This window comes from Mesorhizobium sp. B3-2-1, from assembly GCF_006439515.1.
GTDB lineage: Bacteria > Pseudomonadota > Alphaproteobacteria > Rhizobiales > Rhizobiaceae > Mesorhizobium.
The window spans coordinates 1-18,543 of the sequence record NZ_VFTI01000023.1 but is presented as its reverse complement, the minus strand read 5'-3'; the positions used below and the strand labels follow the sequence as shown (position 1 = coordinate 18,543).

The following is an 18,543-nucleotide window of genomic DNA, read 5'->3' as shown; positions in this document are numbered from 1 at the left end:
GACGATGACAAAGAAAGATCTCGGCCTGCTGATCCTGATCCTGGTGGTCGGAGCGGTCGTTGCCATCATCAATCCGCGCTTCCTCCTGCCGATCAATCTCGCCAACACCTCGAATCTCATCGGTCTGTTCGGCATTCTGTCGATCGGCCAGGCCTTCGTCATCATCACCGGCGGCATCGAGCTGTCCGTCGGCTCCGTCGTCGCGCTGCTCGGCACATTGTTCATCGACTTCATCGCCGTGCGCAGCATGGGATGGCCGATCGCCTTGGTGCTGATCCTGGTGCTCGGCGCCATCATCGGCCTGGCGCATGGCTGGCTGATCACGCGGCTCAAGCTGCAGCCCTTCGTCGTCACCTTGTGCGGCCTTTTGATCTATCGCGGCGTCGCGCGCTTCTACACCGCCGATGGCACCGCCGGTTTCGCCTTCGGCCAGAATTTTCCCGATCTCGAATTCCTGACCGCTGGCCGCTCTTGGGGCGTGCCGAACTCCTTCTTCGCGCTGATCGTCATCGCCATCGTCATGTGGGTGGTGTTGCACCGCTCGGTGTTCGGGCGCTATCTCTACGCCATCGGCAAGAACGAGGAGGCGGCGAAATATTCGGGCATCCGCACCGGCCGCGTCGTCATGGCGGCTTACGTCATCTGCGGCGTGCTGACGGCGCTGTCGGCGATCTATTTCGCCATGTACACGCGCTCGATCTCGCCGGCCAGCCATGGCCAGTTCTACGAGCTCTACGCCATTGCCGCCGCCGTGCTCGGCGGCTTCTCGCTGCGCGGCGGCGAAGGCTCGCTGATCGGCGTCATCCTTGGCACGGTGCTGCTGCAGGAATTGCAGAACCTGGTCAACCTGCTCGGCATTCCCTCTTCGCTCAACTTCGCGGTGATGGGTGGCGTCATCCTCATCGGCGTGCTGGTCGACCAGCAATGGGGCGTGTTCCGGGCGCGCCGGCGGATGGTCGATGCCGCCCGCAAGGGCGCGGTCGGCGCGGCCGCGGAATAAGTCCTCAACTACCTGCTGCTCGTGCGTGCGGCGCGGCGAACGCTCTGCAAAAGAATGGCGAGGCAGCCGACCAGCAGCAGCGCGCCGCCAAGCAGCGGTGGCAGTGCGAGCAGCTTCACCGCCGCGGTAACGGCGGCCACCAGGACCAGCGCCAGCAGCGCCAGACTGCCGTCATCGACGAACATGCCGAAGAATTCCCTGGCGACAAGACGGAGAACGTTCATCGGGCGAGCCCTCCGGCTGCTGTTGGACGGGTGCCGCGCAACCAGCGCACCATGGCGAAGGACGCCAGCGCGACGATGGCGAAGATGGCGAGCAGGGCAAGATCGGCGCCCGGCCAGTTGGCGCCGATCCCCTCGCCGGTCCAGAAGATGCCGAAGCTGGTCAGCATCAGCCCGACCACGAATTTAAGCGCATTTTCCGGCACGCGCGCCAGCGGACGGTGAACCGCCAGGCCGATAAGCATGACCAGGATGAAGGCGGCCAGCGCGCCCATGCTGGCGTATAGCGTCTGCCCGTGCGCGGCACCGACGGCAATGACGATGAACACCACCTCGACACCCTCGAGCAGCACCGCCTTGAAGGACGCCAGTCCGGCGAGGTAGTCGGCGCGCCGATCTCCGGCCTGCCGGTGCAGCGCGGCGGTTTCCTTGGCGAAAGCCGCCTCCTCGTCATGCAGGGCGATGACGCCGACGCTGCGCAGGATGGCCTTTCGCAACCAGCGCATGCCGAACAGGATCAGCAACGCCCCGACGGCGAACTGCAGCGTGGTGATCGGCACCAGCGCCAGCAGCGGCCCGAACGCCAGCACCAGGGCCGCCAGCACCGCCAGCGCCAGCGCGGCACCCGTCAAAGCCGGACGCCAGCTGCGTGTCACCCCCACCGCGAGCACTATGGTGAAAGCTTCGACGACCTCGACCAGGGAGGCGAGAAATGCCGCCGTGACTGTCGAGAGAATGGGTGTCAGTGTCTGCATCAAGGCTTCCTGTCTTGTCTCGTTCGACCATGATCTTTTTGGCCGGTCATTTCCAGCTTCGGGAGTGCGATCCGGGATCACTATGCGGTCAGCACCACACAGCGCTCCGGTGGCAACGAAAAGGCAAGCGCGGCGCCAATAGGCGGCGCTTCGGGCCAGTCGAGCCGTATGCGTTGTTGTCCGAGATCGACCGCCAGCCGCCAGCATCGGCCCTGGAAAGCGCTCGACAGCACCTTGCCCTGCAATCGATTGCCGGGATAGGCGTCCGCCGGCCGGGCGTCCTCGGGACGGATGACCAGCATGCCTGCGCCGGATCGGGCGCCCGGCGTGCGCACGGTTTCGGCATCACTGTCGGCGATCCTGAAATGCTCGTCCCTTACCTGCCCGCGAACGATCGAAAAGCCGCCGATGAAGCCCGCCACGAAAGAATCGGCCGGCGCTTCATAGATGGCGCGTGGCGTGTCGAACTGGACGATCTCGCCTGCCCGCATGATGGCTATACGGTCGGAGACCGCCATGGCCTCCGCCTGGTCATGCGTCACATAGACGACCGTGATGGCTTCGCGGCGCACCATCTCCATCATCTCGATGCGCATGTCCTCGCGCAGCGCGGCATCGAGGTTGCTCAGCGGTTCGTCGAACAGCATCAGCGCCGGACGCGCCGCGAGGCAGCGCGCGATGGCGACGCGCTGCTGCTGGCCGCCGGACAATTCCGTGGGATAGCGATCCTTGTAGGGAGCAAGGCGGGTGACGTCGAACGCATGGTTCACCCGCTGGGCGATTTCCTGCTCCGAAAGCCGCTGCGCGCGCAGGCCGAAGGCGAGATTGTTGGCCACCGTCATATGCGGCCACAGCGCATAGTCCTGGAAGACCATGCCGATCCGCCGCTTTTCAGGAGGCACGACCGATGTCTCGCTCCATACGACCCGTCCGTCCAGCGTGATCGATCCCTTTTCGGGTGCGACCAGCCCGGCGATGATGCGCAGAAGCGTGGTCTTGCCGGAGCCGCTGGCACCGAGAAGCGACACCACTTCGCCGGCATCGATCTTGAGGTCCAGGTCGATCAGGATGGGGCGCCCGCCGAGCGACTTGCAAATGCCGGCACAATGCAGGGATGCGGTCATGACAAGGGTTCCACTCCGACGGTCTGGTGGTGGCCCGCATCGACAAGCGCCGCACTCCGGCGCGGTCTGACGAACCGCCGAAGCGGATACCAGACCAGCGCGGCACCCATGCCCGCGGCCGCCATGGCGACCAGCGCGATCGCCGACGCCAATCCGTCCCGATCGTGGCTGAACAGCTTCAGGATGAGCGTCGGCGCCGGCGGGCCGCTCCGGGGAATAAGCATTTGCGAGATCGGCAGTTCGAACACGGTGCGGATGAACGTCAACAGGAAGGCCGTCACCACGCTCAGCAGGATCAGCGGCAAGGTGATTGCCAGCAACCGGCGGGTCGCCCCGACGCCGTGCAGGCGCGCCGCATCCGTCAAGCCTGGCGCCAGCTGGCCGATGGCCGAAAGGATCACCACCAGACAGTAAGGAAGCGCTGCCGCGACATAGCCCGTGACCAGCAGCGAGCCATCGCCATAATGGGGAAACGGCCAGTCGCGGAAACCAGGCAGGCGATTCCACACAAGGATATAGCCGAAGCCGAGCACGATGCCCGGTATCGCCACCGATCCCAGCGACAGGCCGACGACGGCGCTGCGCAGAACTGGGCCCGCGCGGTCGAGTTGCGCCGACAGGAGCAAGGCGAGGGAACTGGCGATGAGCGCCGTCAGCCCAGCATAGAAGAGACTGCGCAGCAAGCCGTCATTGGCCGCGGTGTTCAGGCTGAGCGCCGCCACCACATTGGCTGCGGTAAAATTGCTCCAGATGAGCCCGTGGCCCAGCGTCTGCGTCAAGGCACGCGCCGCGATCGCGGTCAGCGGCAATGCCAGCGCCAGGAAGGCAATGGCAAAGGCCGCCGCCATGGCGAGCCAGCGCCATCTGCCGAGATTGTAGAGCCTGGCTGGCCTGGCGCGGCCCGAAATCAGGCGCGGATCGGCGCGGCGGCGCAACAGCCGGTCCGCCACCACGACGAGCAGGACGAGGCTGAGCAGGACGAGCGCCTGGGCGCCGGCGGCGGGAAAATCGACCGGATAATCACTTGCGGCAGCGTAGATGCCATAGGTCAGGACACCAAAATTCGACATTCTGGCAATGGTCGAGGCCAAGCCGAAGTCTGACAGCACCTCGGCGAAGGTGGCGATGAAGCTCAAGGCGATGGCCGGCGCCAGCAAGGGGCCGTTGATGCGCAGCCAGATCCTGAGCGGAGCGGCGCCGGAGAGCCGCGCTGCATCCTCCAGTTCGCTGCCCAGTCCGGCCAGCGCGCTGCCGATGATGAAGGCGGCCAGCGGAAACAGGCTGAGCGTGTGGACGAACACCAGGCCGGTCAGGCCGAAAAACGCGGAGCCCAGCGAAGCAGGCAGCAGCCCGAATTGAGCCAGGTAACCACCGGAAGACATCAGCAGCACCCAGGCGAGCGCCTTCAGATAGGACGGTGTCAGGAAAACCAGCCATGGCACCATTGAAATTGCTGTCCGGCCCGGAATGTCGCAGCGCTGGACGAGCACCGCGAAAGCGCCGCCCAGCGCCGTCGTAGTGCAGGCGACGAACATGCCTAGCTCAAGCGAATGCAGGACCGAGCCCGCGACATAGGGAGAATTGAAGACACGGGCCAAGGGCTCGAGGCTCAGACTGTTGCTGGCGTCTTGCGCGGCAAACAGGCCGGGCATGACCGTCTGGACCAGCACCAGGGCAAGCGGCAATCCGATCAGCAAGGCAAACACGGCGTAGACGGCAAATGGCCCGCCGTGGCGAGCGAGCGTCGACAGGCGGCCTAGCGGCGGCTTTCCTGCGCCAACGCCGCGGGCAAAGGCCGCGGCGTTGGAATGCTGGAGGATCGTCATTTCCCAAACAGCCGGATCACTGGACGAAACTGGCCTTGTACCACTGCTTCCACTCGGTCTCGTGAGCCGAGGCCACGGCATCGTCGAGATGCGTGTAGGTGATGTTGGTCTCGCGGCCTGGCTTGGCGTTGATGCCCTTGATGATCGGGATGTAGAAGAAGTCGGTGTCGTCGCCATTCTGCATGGCGGCCTGGCCTTCGGCACTGGTGACGAAGTCGATGAATTTCCGGGCCGCGTCCATGTGCTGGGTCTTGGCGCTGATGCCGAGGCCTTGCGGCAGGGATACCGAGCCCTCGCTGGGGTAGACCGCGACGACGGGTTCGCCGGCGGCGATCTTTGAGAAGATGGCGCTGTCCTGGTTGATGCCGACGGAGGCATCGCCGGTCAGCACGGCCTTGTTCACCTTGCCGCCGCTTGACAGGCCGGACAGGGACTTGTTGGTCAGCGTCTTGGCCAGGAGAGCCTTGCCGGCATCGAGGCCGTTGGTCTGGAAGAAGCCGGCCAGCCATTGATAGGCCGGTCCCGACAGGTTGGGATCCTTGGCCGCGACGCCGCCGGCGAAGGACTGAAGATCGGCCCAGGATTTGGGCATCTTGCCGGCTGGCACTTTCTTGGTGTTGACCTCGATGGCCGTGGTGCTGGTGCCGGTCGGCAGGAAGGCGTGGCTTTGCGGGATCAGCGACTTGCCGAGATCGGTGAAGGCCACCTTGTCGTAGGCGGCGGCGGGAATGGCCTGCAGCACATGATCTGCCGCCATGCGCTCCATCACGGCGGAGCCGTCGAGCCAGACGATGTCGAATTGCGGATTGCTGCCTTCGGCGGCGATCTTGCCCAGCGTCTCGCCGGTGCTGCCGGGCTCGACGACATCGACGGTGAGGCCGGTCTTGGCCTGGAAGGCCTTGGCCACCGGGCCGGCGAAATCGAGCGCGTCATAAAGCACGAGGTCGGATGCCGAGGCAGGTGCTGCCGTGGCAAGCGCGCTCAAGCCAATTGCCAAATAGAAACTTGTACGTGCGTTCATCTTGCTCTCCAGTGGATTTTCCATGGGCGCAGTAAGTCCCATCGTATCATGCATGAATAGGTTGAATGTTTTGTGTCGTTTGCAGAGTTCCTAGTTTTTATTATATTTATTCTTGCGAACGCCGCGCTTTATCCAGGCCTTGTCGATCGATCCCCGAACCGTGCTCAGCCGCTCGAGGGCATCAAAGGCGGCATCGCTGTTTCGTTTCGCCAACCCGATGATCATCGCCTCGATGAGGACGATCGTGCCGCCATGCATGGCCAGGTGATCGGCCTTGCCGCGCGGAACCGGGAGGCTCTCCGCCACCTTGCCGGGAACCAGCGGAGCCAGATTGTCACTGATAAGCACCACCGGAATGTCGAAACGCGCGGCATGATCGAGCACGACTTCCACCTCGCGATAGAGCGGCGCGTAGGCCATCATCAGCACGGCGTCGCCCTTGCCGAGCCACAGCAGGCGATCGGCGAGCGCAATTCCCGATACCGACAGCGCGCTGGTCGGCAGGCCGATCCGGTTGAACTGCAAACTGGCATAGTCGGCCATGGCGCCCGATGGACCTATGCCGAAGACATGGCGGCGGCTGGCCCGCGCCAGGATGTCGACGCTGCGCTCGAAAGCCGCCGCCATCTCCGGACGCTTGAGCACTTCGAGCACGCTCTCATGGAGGTCGATCACATGCCGCAGTGCCCCGGCACTGTCGTCGCCGGTCTCCTGCAAGGTGCGCGCCAGGCGCTTGCCTGGGGATGGCGTGCCGGTCAGGTCAGACAACAGCATCTGGCGAAGCGCCGAGAGGCTGTCGAAACCAAGCGAGCGCGCCGTCCGCACGACGGTCGCATCGCTGGTGCCGGCGAGTTCTGCGATCTCGGCCGCCGACCCCAGCAGGACCGACTGCTTCTGGTCGACGAAGAACCGCGCCATGCGCTGCTCGGCCGGCGGCAAGCTTTCGAGTGCCGCCTGAACACGGGCATCGACCGTCATCCTTCGGTCTTCCGAGGCATCATAGGTCATGGTGGCCGGCCCGCTCACTTGTCTGTAGTGATTACAACGAGAGCCACAATCCGAAATGTCTGTTACAGGGATGTGACGACGCCCGTCAGGCGCACGCGACCATGTCGCCCGCTCGAAGATAAGCGGCCACGGACCGCTGCAAGCAGCGGTCGCGGCATCGTGATGTGCCGAAATCGGAGCTGGAGGATCTTGGCTTAGATCAGACCCGACATGTCGGAGAAGGCCATCGCCTTGCGCAGCAGCTCGGCGAAGCGCTCGCCGGCCACCTCGCGCGGACCGCTGTTGTCGATCGAGGTGACGCCGGGGCCGGACAAGGTCACATTGGCGCTGCGCGCAAGCCGCGCCAGCACTTCGCCGCGCGACTCGCGGCCGCGAATCGCCAGCCGCTCGGCCAGTACCTCGGGCGAAGCGGTGATCTCCACGATCGCCAGATTGGCATAGCGTTCGCGCAGAGTGGGGATGATCGCGCGCGACACGTTGGCCACGACAACGTGTCCGTTGGAAACGGACCAGTCGACATCGGCAGGCAGGCCATAGCGCAGGCCATGCGCCTCCCAGGAGATAGCGAAGGCGCCGTCGGCATCGGCCTCGGCGAAGGCGGCATCGGCCAGCGTGTCGTGATCCTCGCTCGCCGCATCGCTCGGCCTGGTGATGACGCGGCGCACGAACTCCAACTGCGTCTCGTCGGCGAAGAGCGCCTTGGCGTAGCCGATCACCGTGTCCTTGCCGGCACCGCTTGGGCCCACGACAGCGACAAAGACGCCGTGACGGATCGGAAAGGTTTCGGCGGACAGTTCGCGCTCGATCAAGGCCGACACCATCATGCCACCCGGCGTCCCTGCCGCCAGACGGTGCGCACGACCGGAACATGATCGTCGACGCGCACGCGCACCAGATCGGCGCGGCGCCCCTGCTCGATGACGCCGCGATCATCAAGGCCGACGGCCTGCGCCGGGTTCTTCGAAACCATGGCGACGGCCTGCGGCAGCGAAATGCCTTCGACCATGTCGCCGAGGAAGAAGGCCGACTGGATCAGGCTGAAGGGGATGTAGTCAGACGACAGGATGTCGAGCAGGCCGTCGCTGGCCAAGGTACGGGCCGAAACATTGCCCGAATGCGAGGCGCCGCGCATGACATTGGGCGCCCCCATCAGCACGCCGAGCCCGGCGGCCTTCGAGGCCCGTGCCGCTTCCTCGGTGGTCGGGAACTCGGCAACCCGCACGCCCTGCTCGATGGCCTCGTCGACATGGGCCGACGTGGCGTCGTCGTGGCTGGCGAGCACGATGCCGCGCTCCTGGCAGGCGGCGGCGATGAAGACGCGGTTCGGCCCCGAATTCTGCGCCGATTCGGTCATCCGCTTCTCGCAGAATTTCTGGAAGTCGCGATCCGAGAGTTTCAGCTTGCGCTGATAGTAGTAGGCATAGGTTTCAAGGTTGACGAACTGGCGCTGGCCCGGCGCATGGTCCATCAGCGATGCCAGCCTGACCCGCTCGTCGCCGTCGAAATTGGCGAATGCCTTGAGGCAGTCCGGCGCCGAGACCTCACAGCGAAGATGCAGGAAGTGATCGGCCCGCAGACGATCCTGCGCGACGCTGTCCTCGATCGCGTCGGCCAGCTTGCGGATATCGTCCAATGTCAGGTCGGCGTCCTCGTCCATGCCGACGCGCAAGGCATCGAGCACGGTGGTGATGCCGGCGGTCGCGACCTGCGCGTCATGCGCAAGCACCGCGGCGATCGGGTTCCAGCGCACTTTCGGCCGCGGCGCATAATGGCCCTCGAGATGATCGGTGTGGAGTTCGACCAGCCCTGGAATGATGAAGTCGCCGCCCATGTCCTCGCCGATGCGGCCAGTGCCAGCATCGATGCCGGCGATAAAGCCGTCGCGCAGCACCAGCGACCCTTCGACGATCTCGTCGGCAAGTACGATGCGGGCGTTGGAAAGGACAGTTTCGGTGGTCATTTTAGGCTAGTCCTTGGCTCTTGCGGTCGGGTTGGTTCAGGCGATCTTCCGGGCCGGGCGGCGTCCGAGCGCGTGCTGGGAAAGCACCATGAATGGCGCACCGGGTTCGGGTTCGACAAACAATGTCAGCGCATCCACCAGCACGGGCTGGCGCAACACATCGGCGAAAAGGCTGTCGATCGCGGTGCGCAGGCGAGGGCTTTCCTGTGGTCCGGCCCGGCCGGACAGGGTCATGTGGAAGCGGAAGGTTTCGAAGACATAGGGGTAACCCCATTGGCAGAGATTGCGAAACTCGGCCGGCTTCAGCGAATCCGGGCTGCGCCGCTCGATCTCGGCCTCGCTCAACGGCGCGCGAAACCGGTCGAAATCGCGCACGACGTCGTCGGCGAAGCGGTTGAGCGGAGGCAGCGGACCTTCCGGCACCAGCGCGAAGAAGCTGTCGATCTGGCTGACGACCAGGCGCGGGATCGTTACGACAGGCGTCACCTCGGCAAAATGATCGAGCGCCGCTCGCAGCGAAGCCTCGGTCTCGTCGGCAGCCAGGCGGAAAGGCGCTTTCAGCGTGGCGTGAAAGCCATAGCGGCGCGCCGAAGCGGTGTGGAAGGCCACTTCCGCCGCCGCCAGGTCGGCAACGGCCTCAACCGGCCTGGTCGCGGCACCAAACGGGTCGCGGCCCAGCCAGTTGGCGGCAATTCGCGCCAGCGGCTCGTCCTGCCTGGGAGTGAAATAGATGGCATAACGCATCGAAAGTCCTCGTCAGAAGGTTGCCATAGGTGATTTCCATGACGGATTGACGAAGCTTTGAAGGGTTTTCGAAGGCAAATCGACCCTCAGGGTCGTTAGCCGACGATTTTTCCGAGCTGGACCAACAAGTTCAGCCGGAAACGCAGAACGCTCAGGCCTTCATCAACCATTCGTGCTCGGGCGCATTGTGGAATTTCCACGTCCGCTTCGGCCCGGCCATCACATTGAGATAATAGAGGTCATAACCATGGCAGGCGGCGCAGGGGTGATATCCCCTGGGCACCAGCACCACGTCGCCGTCCTCGATCGCCATGGCTTCGTCGAGCGCGCGATGGCCATCCTGATCGGCATCGGTATAGACACGCTGGAAGGCAAAGCCCTGCGGCGGGTTGAGGCGATGATAGTAGGTTTCCTCGAGATAGGATTCAGCGGGCAGGTTGTCCTGGTCGTGCTTGTGCGGCGGGTAGCTCGACGTGTGGCCGCCGGGCGTGATGACCTCGACCACCAGCAGCGAGTCGGCGGGCTGGCCCTCCGGCAGGATGTTGGTGACATAGCGCGTATTGGTGCCCTTGCCGCGCACCTCCTGGCCGAGATCGTCCGGTCCGATCACCCGGACCGGCAGGCCGCCGCCAAGACCGGGTGCCGAGCAGACGCCAAGTTCCAGCTCGGTATCGGCCGTCACCGACCAGTCCGATCCCTGCGGCACGTAGACGGACCACGGCTTGCCCTCGAAGGTCGACATGCGCTCGCCGAGCAGGCCGAGATCCTTGCCGCCGGCTTTGGCGGTACCCTTGCCAGTCACGAACACCAGGCAGACCTCGCGGTCGTCCGTCTTTCCAGAGGCGCTTTCGCCCGGCTTCAGCCGATGCAGGTCGAAACCGACATAGGTCCAGCCGGCGCTTTTCGGCGTCACATGAGCGACGCGGCCATGGCCCTTGTCGGCTTTGACGAGCAGTTTGGACATTTTGTCTCTCCTATCCCATTGGCTTGACGGCTACAGGCGTGAAGCCAAGCCGCTCGTTTGAAAGGGCCATCACGAATCTTCGGATTGGCCGGCGCCTTCCAACTTCGTCATCCTAGGGTCTGCGCCGCGTCGCTGCGCTCCTTGCTCCGCCCTAGGATGACGAGGCAAGGAGCGTTTCGGCCAGTCACCAAGGTATGCGATCCGTTACGCACGTATCCAATCCACTGGAACTTCTTCCATCATTCCTTGGGTTCGACGGCGCCCTTGGGTTCCTCAGGCGTCGCCTTCGCCTCCTCCACCGGCTTGTAGAGATAGAAAAACTGCCAGGCGCCGTAGCCGGCGAAACCGAGGGCAATGACGCCCCAGAACGGCGTGCCGGTGGCGAATTCGATCACCGACCAGATCAGGCAGACCGCGACGACGGCGATGCGCCGCCAAAGCGGGCGGAAGAACGGGTGTTCATAATCTTTCATCGCGCCATCCGAAATTCAGCAATCTGTCCTCAGATAGACCGGGCGTCACGGCGAATCCAGCCTTCAGGCATTCGGAAAACCTTGCGTCTCGACCGTGTAGCCGGCTAATGTCATCACCCGCATCAGCTCCTTGTAGCCGACCTGCGCCATCTTGAGCGGCGGGTTCTTCCTGGGATCCTGCTCGGCCTCGACCACGAACCAGCCCTCGTAGCCGTGATCGGCGAAGCGCTGCACGATGGCGCCGAAGTCGAGCGAACCGTCGCCCGGCACGGTGAAGGCGCCGAGGGCCACCGCGTCGAGGAAGGACTGCTTCGTACGGTCGAGTTTGTCGATCACATCCATGCGCACGTCCTTCACATGGACATGGCTGATGCGCTTGTGATGGTTGTCGATGGCGCGCAGCACATCGCCGCCGGCAAACGCCAGATGGCCCGCATCGAGCAGCAGAGGGATGCCTTCGCCGGAATGGCGCATGAAGGCATCGAGCTCCGGCTCGGTCTCGACCACGGCCGCCATATGATGGTGATAGGACAGCGGCATGCCTTGTTCCGCACACCATTCGCCGAATTCGGTCAGGCGCCTGCCATAGGCTTTCATCTCGTCACCGGTGAGCTTCGGCTTGGTCGCGAGCGGCTTGGAGCGGTCTCCCTGGATCGAGCGGCCGACCTCGCCATAGACGATGCAGGGCGCATCGACCGCCTTGAACAGGTCGATCATCGGCTGGATGCGGTCCTTGTTGGCAGCCATCTCCTCGTCGACCAGCGTGCCCGAGAACCAGCCGCCGCATAGCGTTACGTCGGCGGCTTTCAGGATCGGCAGCATCACCTTGGGGTCGTTGGGGAAGCGGCGGCCCATTTCCATGCCGGTGAAACCGGCCGAGCGCGACTGGCGCAGACATTCCTCCAGCGACACGTCATCGCTGAGTTCGGCAAGATCGTCGTTCCACCATGCAATGGGGGACATGCCCAGTTTGGCTTTCAAGTCGTCACTCCGGTTTCAATTTGGTTCACGCTCCCCCTTGTGGGGAGGGTCGCTGCGAAGCAGCGGGGTGGGGCGGCGCCGGCGTCAATCGCCGATGGTCTGCATCCGCCGCTTCTCGTCATAGGCCTTGCGCGCCGCGTTCACCTGGCTGCGCGCCGACACTTCCGGCACCGCCACGTCCCACCAGTGGCCGCCGGCATCGGTGGAAACCAGCGGATCGGTGTCGATGACCAGCACGGTGGTGCGGTCGTTCTTCTTGGCCTTCTGCAACGCGTTCTCCAGCTCGGCGATCGACGGCACTTTCTCTGATATCGCGCCCATGCTCGCCGCATGCGCGGCGAAGTCTATGTCGGGCAGGACCTCGTGACGCGAGTCCTTCAGAAGATTGTTGAAGTTGGCGCCGCCGGTCGCCATCTGCAGCCGGTTGATGCAGCCAAAACCCCTGTTGTCGAGCAGCACGATGGTCAGCTTCAGGCCGAGCATCACCGAGGTGGCGATCTCGGAGTTCAGCATCAGATAGGAACCATCGCCGATCATGACGACGACCTCCTCGTCGGGCTTGGCCATTTTGGTGCCGAGCCCGCCGGCGATCTCGTAGCCCATGGTCGAGAAGCCGTATTCGGCGTGATAGGAGCCGGGCGCGCCGGCCTGCCAGAGCTTGTGCAATTCGCCGGGAAGGCCGCCTGCCGCATGCAGCAGCGTCACGCCAGAGCCCATGGCGCGCTGCACGGCGCCGATCACCTGCGCGTCGGAGGGGAAAGCGGCATTGGTCGAGGCCGTCACCTTGGCCGCATCGGCCTGCCAGGCCTTCTTGCCGGTGGCCGCATTGTCGGTCCAGACGTCAGGCGCCTTCCAGCCTTTCAGCGCGGCGGCGAGTTCCGCGAGCCCTTCGGCCGCGTCGGCGACCAGCGGCAGCGCCCGGTGCTTGCCGGCATCCAAGGGCTGCACGTTGAGCCCGATGATGGTCTTGCCGGAATTCTTGAACAGCGCCCACGAGCCGGTGGTGAAATCCTGCAGGCGCGTGCCGATGGCGAGCACGACATCGGCCTCTTCCGCCAGCCGGTTGGCGGCCGAGGTGCCGGTGACGCCGACCGCCGCCATGTTGAGCTTGTGATCGTCGGGCAGCGAGGACTTGCCGCCTTGCGTCTCGCAGACCGGAATGCCCGCGCCTTCGGCGAATTTGGCCAGTTCATCGGAGGCCTGCGAATAGAGAACGCCGCCGCCGGCGATGATCAATGGCTTCCTGGCGCCCTTCAGCGCCGCGACGGCCGCCGCCAGTTCGCCACGGTCCGGACGCGGCCGGCGCTGGCGCCAGACCCGCTCGGCAAAGAAGCTCTCGGGATAGTCATAGGCCTCGGCCTGCACGTCCTGGCAGAGCGACAGCGTCACCGGGCCGCAATCGGCCGGGTCGGTCAGCACCTGCATGGCACGATTGAGCGCCGGGATGATCTGTTCCGGCCGCGTGATGCGGTCGAAATAGCGCGATACCGGCCGGAAGCAGTCGTTTACCGTCGCCGTGCCGTCGGAAAAATCCTCGGCCTGCTGCAGCACGGGATCGGGAATGCGGTTGGCGAAGACATCGCCCGGCAAAAACAGGACGGGCAACCTGTTTACGTGGGCAAGGGCGGCCGCCGTCACCATGTTCAGCGCGCCGGGGCCGATCGAAGAGGTCGCGGCCATGAAGCGGCGTCGGAAATTGGCCTTGCCATAGGCGATCGCCGCATGCGCCATCGCCTGTTCGTTGTGGGCGCGGAAGGTCGGCAGCTCGTCGCGCACCTGGTAGAGCGCCTCGCCGATGCCGGCGACGTTGCCATGGCCGAAGATCGCCCAGACACCGCCGAAAATCGGCACTTTTTTGCCGTCGATCTCGGTCATCTGGCGGGACAGGAAGCGGGTCAGCGCCTGCGCCATCGTCAGGCGGATTGTCTTGCTCATTGTTTTCCTCCGCAGTCCTTATGCAGCGCCTTGTTATGCCGCCTTGCGGCCGCGCGCGGCAAGCCACGCTTCGGTCAGCTGTTCGAAGCGCGACGCCATGTCGGCGACAGCCTCGTCGTCCGACATCTTGCCGGCCAGCCATTGTTCGGCGGCGTGGACGAAGATGGTGCGGCCGACGGCAAAGCCTTTGACGATGAGCGCCTTGGCGGTGGCGGCGAAGGCGGCTTCCAGCTCGTCCTGCGGCGCTTCCAGGCCAAGCAGGACGATGCCGCGGCACCAGGGATCGTGCTTCAGGATCACCGCCTCGATTTTGGCCCAGGCGCCGCTCGACGCCTGCGGCTCGAGCTTCCACCAGTCCGGCTTGATGCCGAGCGCATAGAGTTCCTCCAGCGCGCGCGGGATCGTCGTGTCGTCGAGCCTGCCATGCTTGCCGGCTATGATCTCGATGAGAAGTTCCCGGCCGACTTTGCGCGCGGCCTCGAACAGCGCGCGCAGCTTCTGCTGCTGTTCTTCCTTCAGGGCCGCCGGATCGTCGGGATGGTAGAAGCACAGGCATTTGATGCAGTGATCGACCGGCCATTCGGTGAGCTGCGAGCCGATATCCTGCGAGAATTCGAAACGCAGCGGCCGCGAGCCCGGCAGTTCCACCGGGCGGCCGAGCCACGCGAAGGGATGGCGGGCGAACTCGAACATCGCCTCGCGGCCGTGTTTCTCGTCGATCAGCATGCCGTAGCCGTCGCGGCCGGCGGCGACCTTGGCCGCCGCCTTGACCGCAAGCACCTTGAAATCGCGGATGCGTGCGGGATCGGCGCCTGTCTTGGTCGCGACATCCTCGAGCTGCACACGGTGGTCGCAGGCAAGCGCCATCAGCGAAGGGATATCGCGCCGGCGTGTCGTCGCCCAATGGATGTGGTTGATCGCCTCGTCCTTGCGTAGCGCCCGATGCTTGCTGCCGTTCCTGAGGAAGAACTGCAGCTCCTCGAAGGTCGGATATTCCGGCGCGCAGAGCAGCCGTGACACGGCGAAGGCGCCGCAGGCATTCGCCCAGGTTGCCGCCGTGGCAAGGCTTTCGCCGCCGAGCCAGCCGCACAGCAAGCCGGACATGAAGGCGTCACCGGCGCCCAGTACATTGTAGATCTCGATCGGGAAGCCCTGCCCGACGATACCGTCCTCGAGATCGTCGCTGATCGGCCCGTCATAGACGATGCAGCCCATGGCGCCGCGCTTCAAGACGATGGTGGCCGAGGACAGGGCGCGGATCGTCTTCAGCGCGCTCAGGCAGTCGTCGGCGCCTGACGCGATCATGATCTCTTCCTCGGTGCCGACGATGAGGTCGCAATCGGGCAGCACCGTCTTCAACTGGGCCGAGACCCGGTCGGACTTGACATAGCGCTCGAACCCTTCGGCGTGGCCAGCGAGACCCCACAGGTTCGGCCGGTAGTCGATGTCGAAGACGACCTTGCCGCCCCTGGCCTTCATGATGCGGATCGCCTTGCGCTGGGCGGCGTCGCTGTTGGGACGGGAAAAATGCGTGCCGGTGACGACGATCGCGCGGGCCGAGGCAATGAACGCCTCGTCGACATCCTCTTCGGCCAACGCCATGTCGGCACAGTCGGAGCGATAGAAGATCATCGGCGAGACGCCTTCGCTCTCGACCGAAAGCAGCACCAGCGCGGTCAGCCGCTCCTTGTCGGTCTTCAGCCCGTCGACATTGACGCCTTCGCGCTTCAGCTGCTCACGGACGAAGCGGCCCATCTGCTCGTCGCCGACGCGCGTCAGCAGCGCCGAGCGCAGGCCGAGCCGCGCCGTACCGACGGAAATGTTGGCCGGGCAGCCGCCGACCGACTTGGCAAAGGTGGTGATGTCCTCAAGCCGCGAGCCGATCTGCTGGCCATAGAGGTCGACGGACGCGCGGCCGATCGTGATGACGTCGAGCAGCGCCTGTCTTGCGTCCACGGCTTCGCTCATTGGAACCTCCCGTCGGTCTTGTCGTCATGGACAACATTGTTTGGGTAACACGCGCGAGCGGCGGCGTGGTGCCGGCAATATGAAATAATAATTCCAATCCATAGTCAATATGGAATGAGCATTCCCTGAGCTAAAATTGCCTTGGTGGGATGCTCGATCACGCCTTGCGCTTGCGAGTCGCGTCGCGCCGCTTCTCGCCGACGCCGACGGTAAGCGCCATGGCCAGCGCCATTGTCGCCGACAGCGAGCGGAAGCCGGCGAAATCCGCTTCGGCAACCTCGAACCAGACCCTGGCGAACTGGGCGAGCGGCGAGAATGAGCTGTCGGTGATGGCAACGATCGGCACGCCCTGCTCGGCAATGGCGCGCGCCTCCTCGATCGTGGCCGGCGCGTAGGGCGAGAAGCTGATGGCGATGACGGCGTCCGCAGGTGTGGCGAAGCCGACCATCTCGGCATTCAGCCCGGCAGCCGATTCGATCAGCTGGTTGCGGATCTTCAGCTTGCCGAGCGCGTAGGCGATGTAGGAAGCCACCGGATAGGAGCGTCGCTTGGCCAAGACATAGATGGTCTGCGCCTTCGCCAGCAGCGAAATCGCGTCTTCCAGATGCGCGTCATCGAGCGTGCGGGAAATGTCGTTGAGCGAGGTGCTGGCGGCGGCGATGAAGCCGTCGAAGATCGCCCGGTGACCGGCGCCGCCCTCGGCCTTGGCGCGCAGCGCCTGCAGCCGCTCGTCATAGGAGGAGTTGCGCTCGCGCAGCCGCTCGCGAAACACCTGCTGCAGGCTGGTGAAACCATCGAAACCGAGTTGCTGGGCAAAGCGGATCAGGGTCGAGGGCTGCACGCCGGCCGAAGCGGCGATGCTGGCGGCGGTGCCGAAGGCGATATCGTCGGGATTGTCGAGCGCGTAGGCGGCGATCTGGGCGATGCGCTTGGGCAAGCTCTCGCGCCGATCCAGAATGGTGGCGCGCAGCGTCTCGAAGTCGCGAGGTACCTGTTCGTCCATCGTCGCTCTGTTCAGGCTGTCTGGAAGCTCTCTCTGCCCCATCATAGCGGGCCTGCGCAAGAACGCCATAAAAAATGAGGCAGACATTCCATTCCTAGAGAAAATGGACTAATTCATCCACTCAGCATTCATGGCCGTGGAGGAACGAAAAATGGTCGGCGTAGGTCTTATCGGCACGGGCTTCATGGGCAAATGCCACGCCATCGCGTGGAGCGCCGTCGGGGTCGTCTTCCCCGACGCGATCAAGCCACGGCTCGTCCATCTCGGCGAGGTCAACGAGGACCTCGCCAGGCGCAAGGCCGGCGAGTTCGGCTTCGCCAAGGCGTCCGGCGACTGGCGCGCCGTCGTCAACGACCCCGAAGTCGATGTCGTCTCGCTGACGACGCCCAACCAGTTTCATCCAGAAATGGCCATCGCCGTGCTCGAAGCCGGCAAGCATCTGTGGTGCGAAAAGCCGATGGCGCCGAGCTTTGCCGAAGCCGAGGCGATGGCGGCCGCGGCGAAGAGATCGGGCAAGGTCGCGGCGCTTGGCTACAACTACATCCAGAGCCCGGCCATCCGCCACATCGGCGCGCTGCTCGACGAGAAGATCATCGGCGAGGTCAACCATCTGCGCATCGAGATGGACGAGGATTTCATGGCCGATCCCGAGGCACTGTTCTTCTGGAAACACGAGGCGGCTTCCGGCTACGGCGCGCTCGACGATTTCGCCGTGCATCCGCTGTCGCTGGTCACGGCGCTGTTCGGCCGCGTCGCCAGAGTCATCTGCGACATGGCCAAGCCCTATGCCGACCGCAAGCTCGCATCAGGCGGGCGCCGCGCGGTCGAGACGTACGACATCGCCAGCGTGCTGATGCATCTGGAGAACGGCATTGCCGGCACGCTGCAGGTCAACCGTTCGGCCTGGGGCCGCAAGGGCCGCATCGCCATCCAGATCTTCGGTTCCAAGGGATCGATCCTGTTCGACCAGGAGCGGATGAACGAATTCCAGCTCTACCTGACGTCGGACCGGCCGACCGAACAGGGCTACCGCACCATACTGGTGGCGCCGCAGCACAAGCCCTATGATCTTTTCGTGCCGGCGCCCGGCCACGGCCTCGGCTTCAACGATCTCAAGATCATCGAATGCCATGAATTGCTGACGCGACTTGCCGGCAAGCCGGCCCGGCTCATCGAGTTCGCCGAAGGGCTGGAGATCGAGCGCACTGTGCACGCCATGGCGCGCTCCTTCGAAGAGAAGCGCTGGGTGGATGTTAGGTAACGATCGCGCTGGCGCCGGTCCAGGCTTCCACGTGATCCAAATGTCGGCGGGCAGGTTTCAACGTCGGCGCTGCCCCTCATCTGCCTGCCGGCATCTTCTCCCCGTATAGTGACGGGGAGAAGGGGCGGTGTCGGTCTTGGCGCCTGTTCTGCAACGCAGCCGATTGGCGAAATCCGGCGAAGGCGACCTTTCTCCCCATCACTATGCGGGGAGAAATGCCCGGCTGTCCGAACCGGATAGATAGGTAACAGAATGGACCGATAGCATGGGTGACAGTTTTCTTGTCCGCCGGGAGGACC

The 18,543-nt window shown here is 64.5% G+C and carries 17 protein-coding genes; 2 read left to right on the top strand and 15 right to left on the bottom strand.

Annotated elements, in window-relative coordinates; all coding sequences use genetic code 11:
- The first annotated feature begins 4 nt into the window (after nucleotides 1–4).
- The gene (locus FJW08_RS22080; RefSeq protein ID WP_140758779.1) at nucleotides 5–1,000 is read left to right on the top strand and encodes an ABC transporter permease; all 996 of its coding nucleotides are present in this window, start codon (nucleotides 5–7) and stop codon (nucleotides 998–1,000) included.
- A gap of 8 nt (nucleotides 1,001–1,008) precedes the next feature.
- Here the strand turns inward: FJW08_RS22080 and FJW08_RS22075 are convergent, their stop codons facing one another.
- The 15 genes from FJW08_RS22075 to FJW08_RS22005 form a co-directional block, all read right to left on the bottom strand.
- The gene (locus FJW08_RS22075) at nucleotides 1,009–1,224 is read right to left on the bottom strand and encodes a hypothetical protein (protein ID WP_140812282.1); all 216 of its coding nucleotides are present in this window, start codon (nucleotides 1,222–1,224) and stop codon (nucleotides 1,009–1,011) included.
- The gene (locus FJW08_RS22070; protein ID WP_140812281.1) at nucleotides 1,221–1,976 is read right to left on the bottom strand and encodes a COG4280 domain-containing protein; all 756 of its coding nucleotides are present in this window, start codon (nucleotides 1,974–1,976) and stop codon (nucleotides 1,221–1,223) included. Before FJW08_RS22070 ends, FJW08_RS22075 begins: the two co-directional genes overlap by 4 nt.
- Nucleotides 1,977–2,056: 80 nt before the next feature.
- Nucleotides 2,057–3,100 carry an ABC transporter ATP-binding protein gene (locus FJW08_RS22065; protein ID WP_140812280.1) on the bottom strand — a complete coding sequence of 348 codons (1,044 nt, stop codon included), beginning with the start codon at nucleotides 3,098–3,100 and terminating at the stop codon, nucleotides 2,057–2,059.
- On the bottom strand, nucleotides 3,097–4,926 hold the full coding sequence (locus tag FJW08_RS22060; RefSeq protein WP_181183008.1) for an ABC transporter permease subunit: 1,830 nt from the start codon (nucleotides 4,924–4,926) through the stop codon (nucleotides 3,097–3,099). The genes FJW08_RS22065 and FJW08_RS22060 overlap by 4 nt, the downstream gene beginning before the upstream one ends.
- 16 nt (nucleotides 4,927–4,942) lie before the next feature.
- Entirely contained in the window at nucleotides 4,943–5,947 is a 1,005-nt protein-coding gene (locus FJW08_RS22055; RefSeq protein ID WP_181183007.1) for an extracellular solute-binding protein, read from the bottom strand.
- Nucleotides 5,948–6,037: 90 nt separating this feature from the next.
- Nucleotides 6,038–6,925, bottom strand: a complete 888-nt coding sequence (locus tag FJW08_RS22050) for a MurR/RpiR family transcriptional regulator (protein ID WP_246682491.1) — start codon at nucleotides 6,923–6,925, stop codon at nucleotides 6,038–6,040.
- Nucleotides 6,926–7,149: 224 nt separating this feature from the next.
- Nucleotides 7,150–7,779: a phosphonate metabolism protein/1,5-bisphosphokinase (PRPP-forming) PhnN gene (phnN, locus tag FJW08_RS22045; RefSeq protein ID WP_181183006.1), complete on the bottom strand. Its 630-nt coding sequence runs from the start codon at nucleotides 7,777–7,779 to the stop codon at nucleotides 7,150–7,152.
- On the bottom strand, nucleotides 7,776–8,915 hold the full coding sequence (locus FJW08_RS22040; RefSeq protein ID WP_140812276.1) for an alpha-D-ribose 1-methylphosphonate 5-triphosphate diphosphatase: 1,140 nt from the start codon (nucleotides 8,913–8,915) through the stop codon (nucleotides 7,776–7,778). The genes phnN and FJW08_RS22040 overlap by 4 nt, the downstream gene beginning before the upstream one ends.
- 36 nt (nucleotides 8,916–8,951) lie before the next feature.
- Nucleotides 8,952–9,659, bottom strand: coding sequence for a DUF1045 domain-containing protein (locus FJW08_RS22035; RefSeq protein WP_140812275.1), 708 nt, complete (start codon nucleotides 9,657–9,659; stop codon nucleotides 8,952–8,954).
- Between the two features lie 151 nt (nucleotides 9,660–9,810).
- Nucleotides 9,811–10,623 (bottom strand): 5-deoxy-glucuronate isomerase, encoded by an 813-nt coding sequence (gene iolB, locus FJW08_RS22030; RefSeq protein WP_140812274.1) that lies wholly within the window; start codon nucleotides 10,621–10,623, stop codon nucleotides 9,811–9,813.
- Nucleotides 10,624–10,862: 239 nt separating this feature from the next.
- On the bottom strand, nucleotides 10,863–11,096 hold the full coding sequence (locus tag FJW08_RS22025; RefSeq protein WP_140758789.1) for a DUF3329 domain-containing protein: 234 nt from the start codon (nucleotides 11,094–11,096) through the stop codon (nucleotides 10,863–10,865).
- A gap of 63 nt (nucleotides 11,097–11,159) precedes the next feature.
- On the bottom strand, nucleotides 11,160–12,077 hold the full coding sequence (gene iolE / locus FJW08_RS22020; protein WP_140812273.1) for a myo-inosose-2 dehydratase: 918 nt from the start codon (nucleotides 12,075–12,077) through the stop codon (nucleotides 11,160–11,162).
- 84 nt (nucleotides 12,078–12,161) lie between these two features.
- Nucleotides 12,162–14,012 carry a 3D-(3,5/4)-trihydroxycyclohexane-1,2-dione acylhydrolase (decyclizing) gene (iolD, locus tag FJW08_RS22015; RefSeq protein WP_140812272.1) on the bottom strand — a complete coding sequence of 617 codons (1,851 nt, stop codon included), beginning with the start codon at nucleotides 14,010–14,012 and terminating at the stop codon, nucleotides 12,162–12,164.
- Nucleotides 14,013–14,045: 33 nt separating this feature from the next.
- Nucleotides 14,046–15,980, bottom strand: a complete 1,935-nt coding sequence (gene iolC, locus FJW08_RS22010) for a 5-dehydro-2-deoxygluconokinase (RefSeq protein ID WP_140812271.1) — start codon at nucleotides 15,978–15,980, stop codon at nucleotides 14,046–14,048.
- A 157-nt stretch (nucleotides 15,981–16,137) separates the two neighbouring features.
- Nucleotides 16,138–16,983 (bottom strand): MurR/RpiR family transcriptional regulator, encoded by an 846-nt coding sequence (locus FJW08_RS22005; protein ID WP_140812270.1) that lies wholly within the window; start codon nucleotides 16,981–16,983, stop codon nucleotides 16,138–16,140.
- 151 nt (nucleotides 16,984–17,134) lie between these two features.
- On the opposite strand from FJW08_RS22005, the gene FJW08_RS22000 reads away from it, so the two are divergent.
- The gene (locus FJW08_RS22000) at nucleotides 17,135–18,244 is read left to right on the top strand and encodes a Gfo/Idh/MocA family oxidoreductase (RefSeq protein ID WP_140812269.1); all 1,110 of its coding nucleotides are present in this window, start codon (nucleotides 17,135–17,137) and stop codon (nucleotides 18,242–18,244) included.
- Nucleotides 18,245–18,543: the final 299 nt, after the last annotated feature.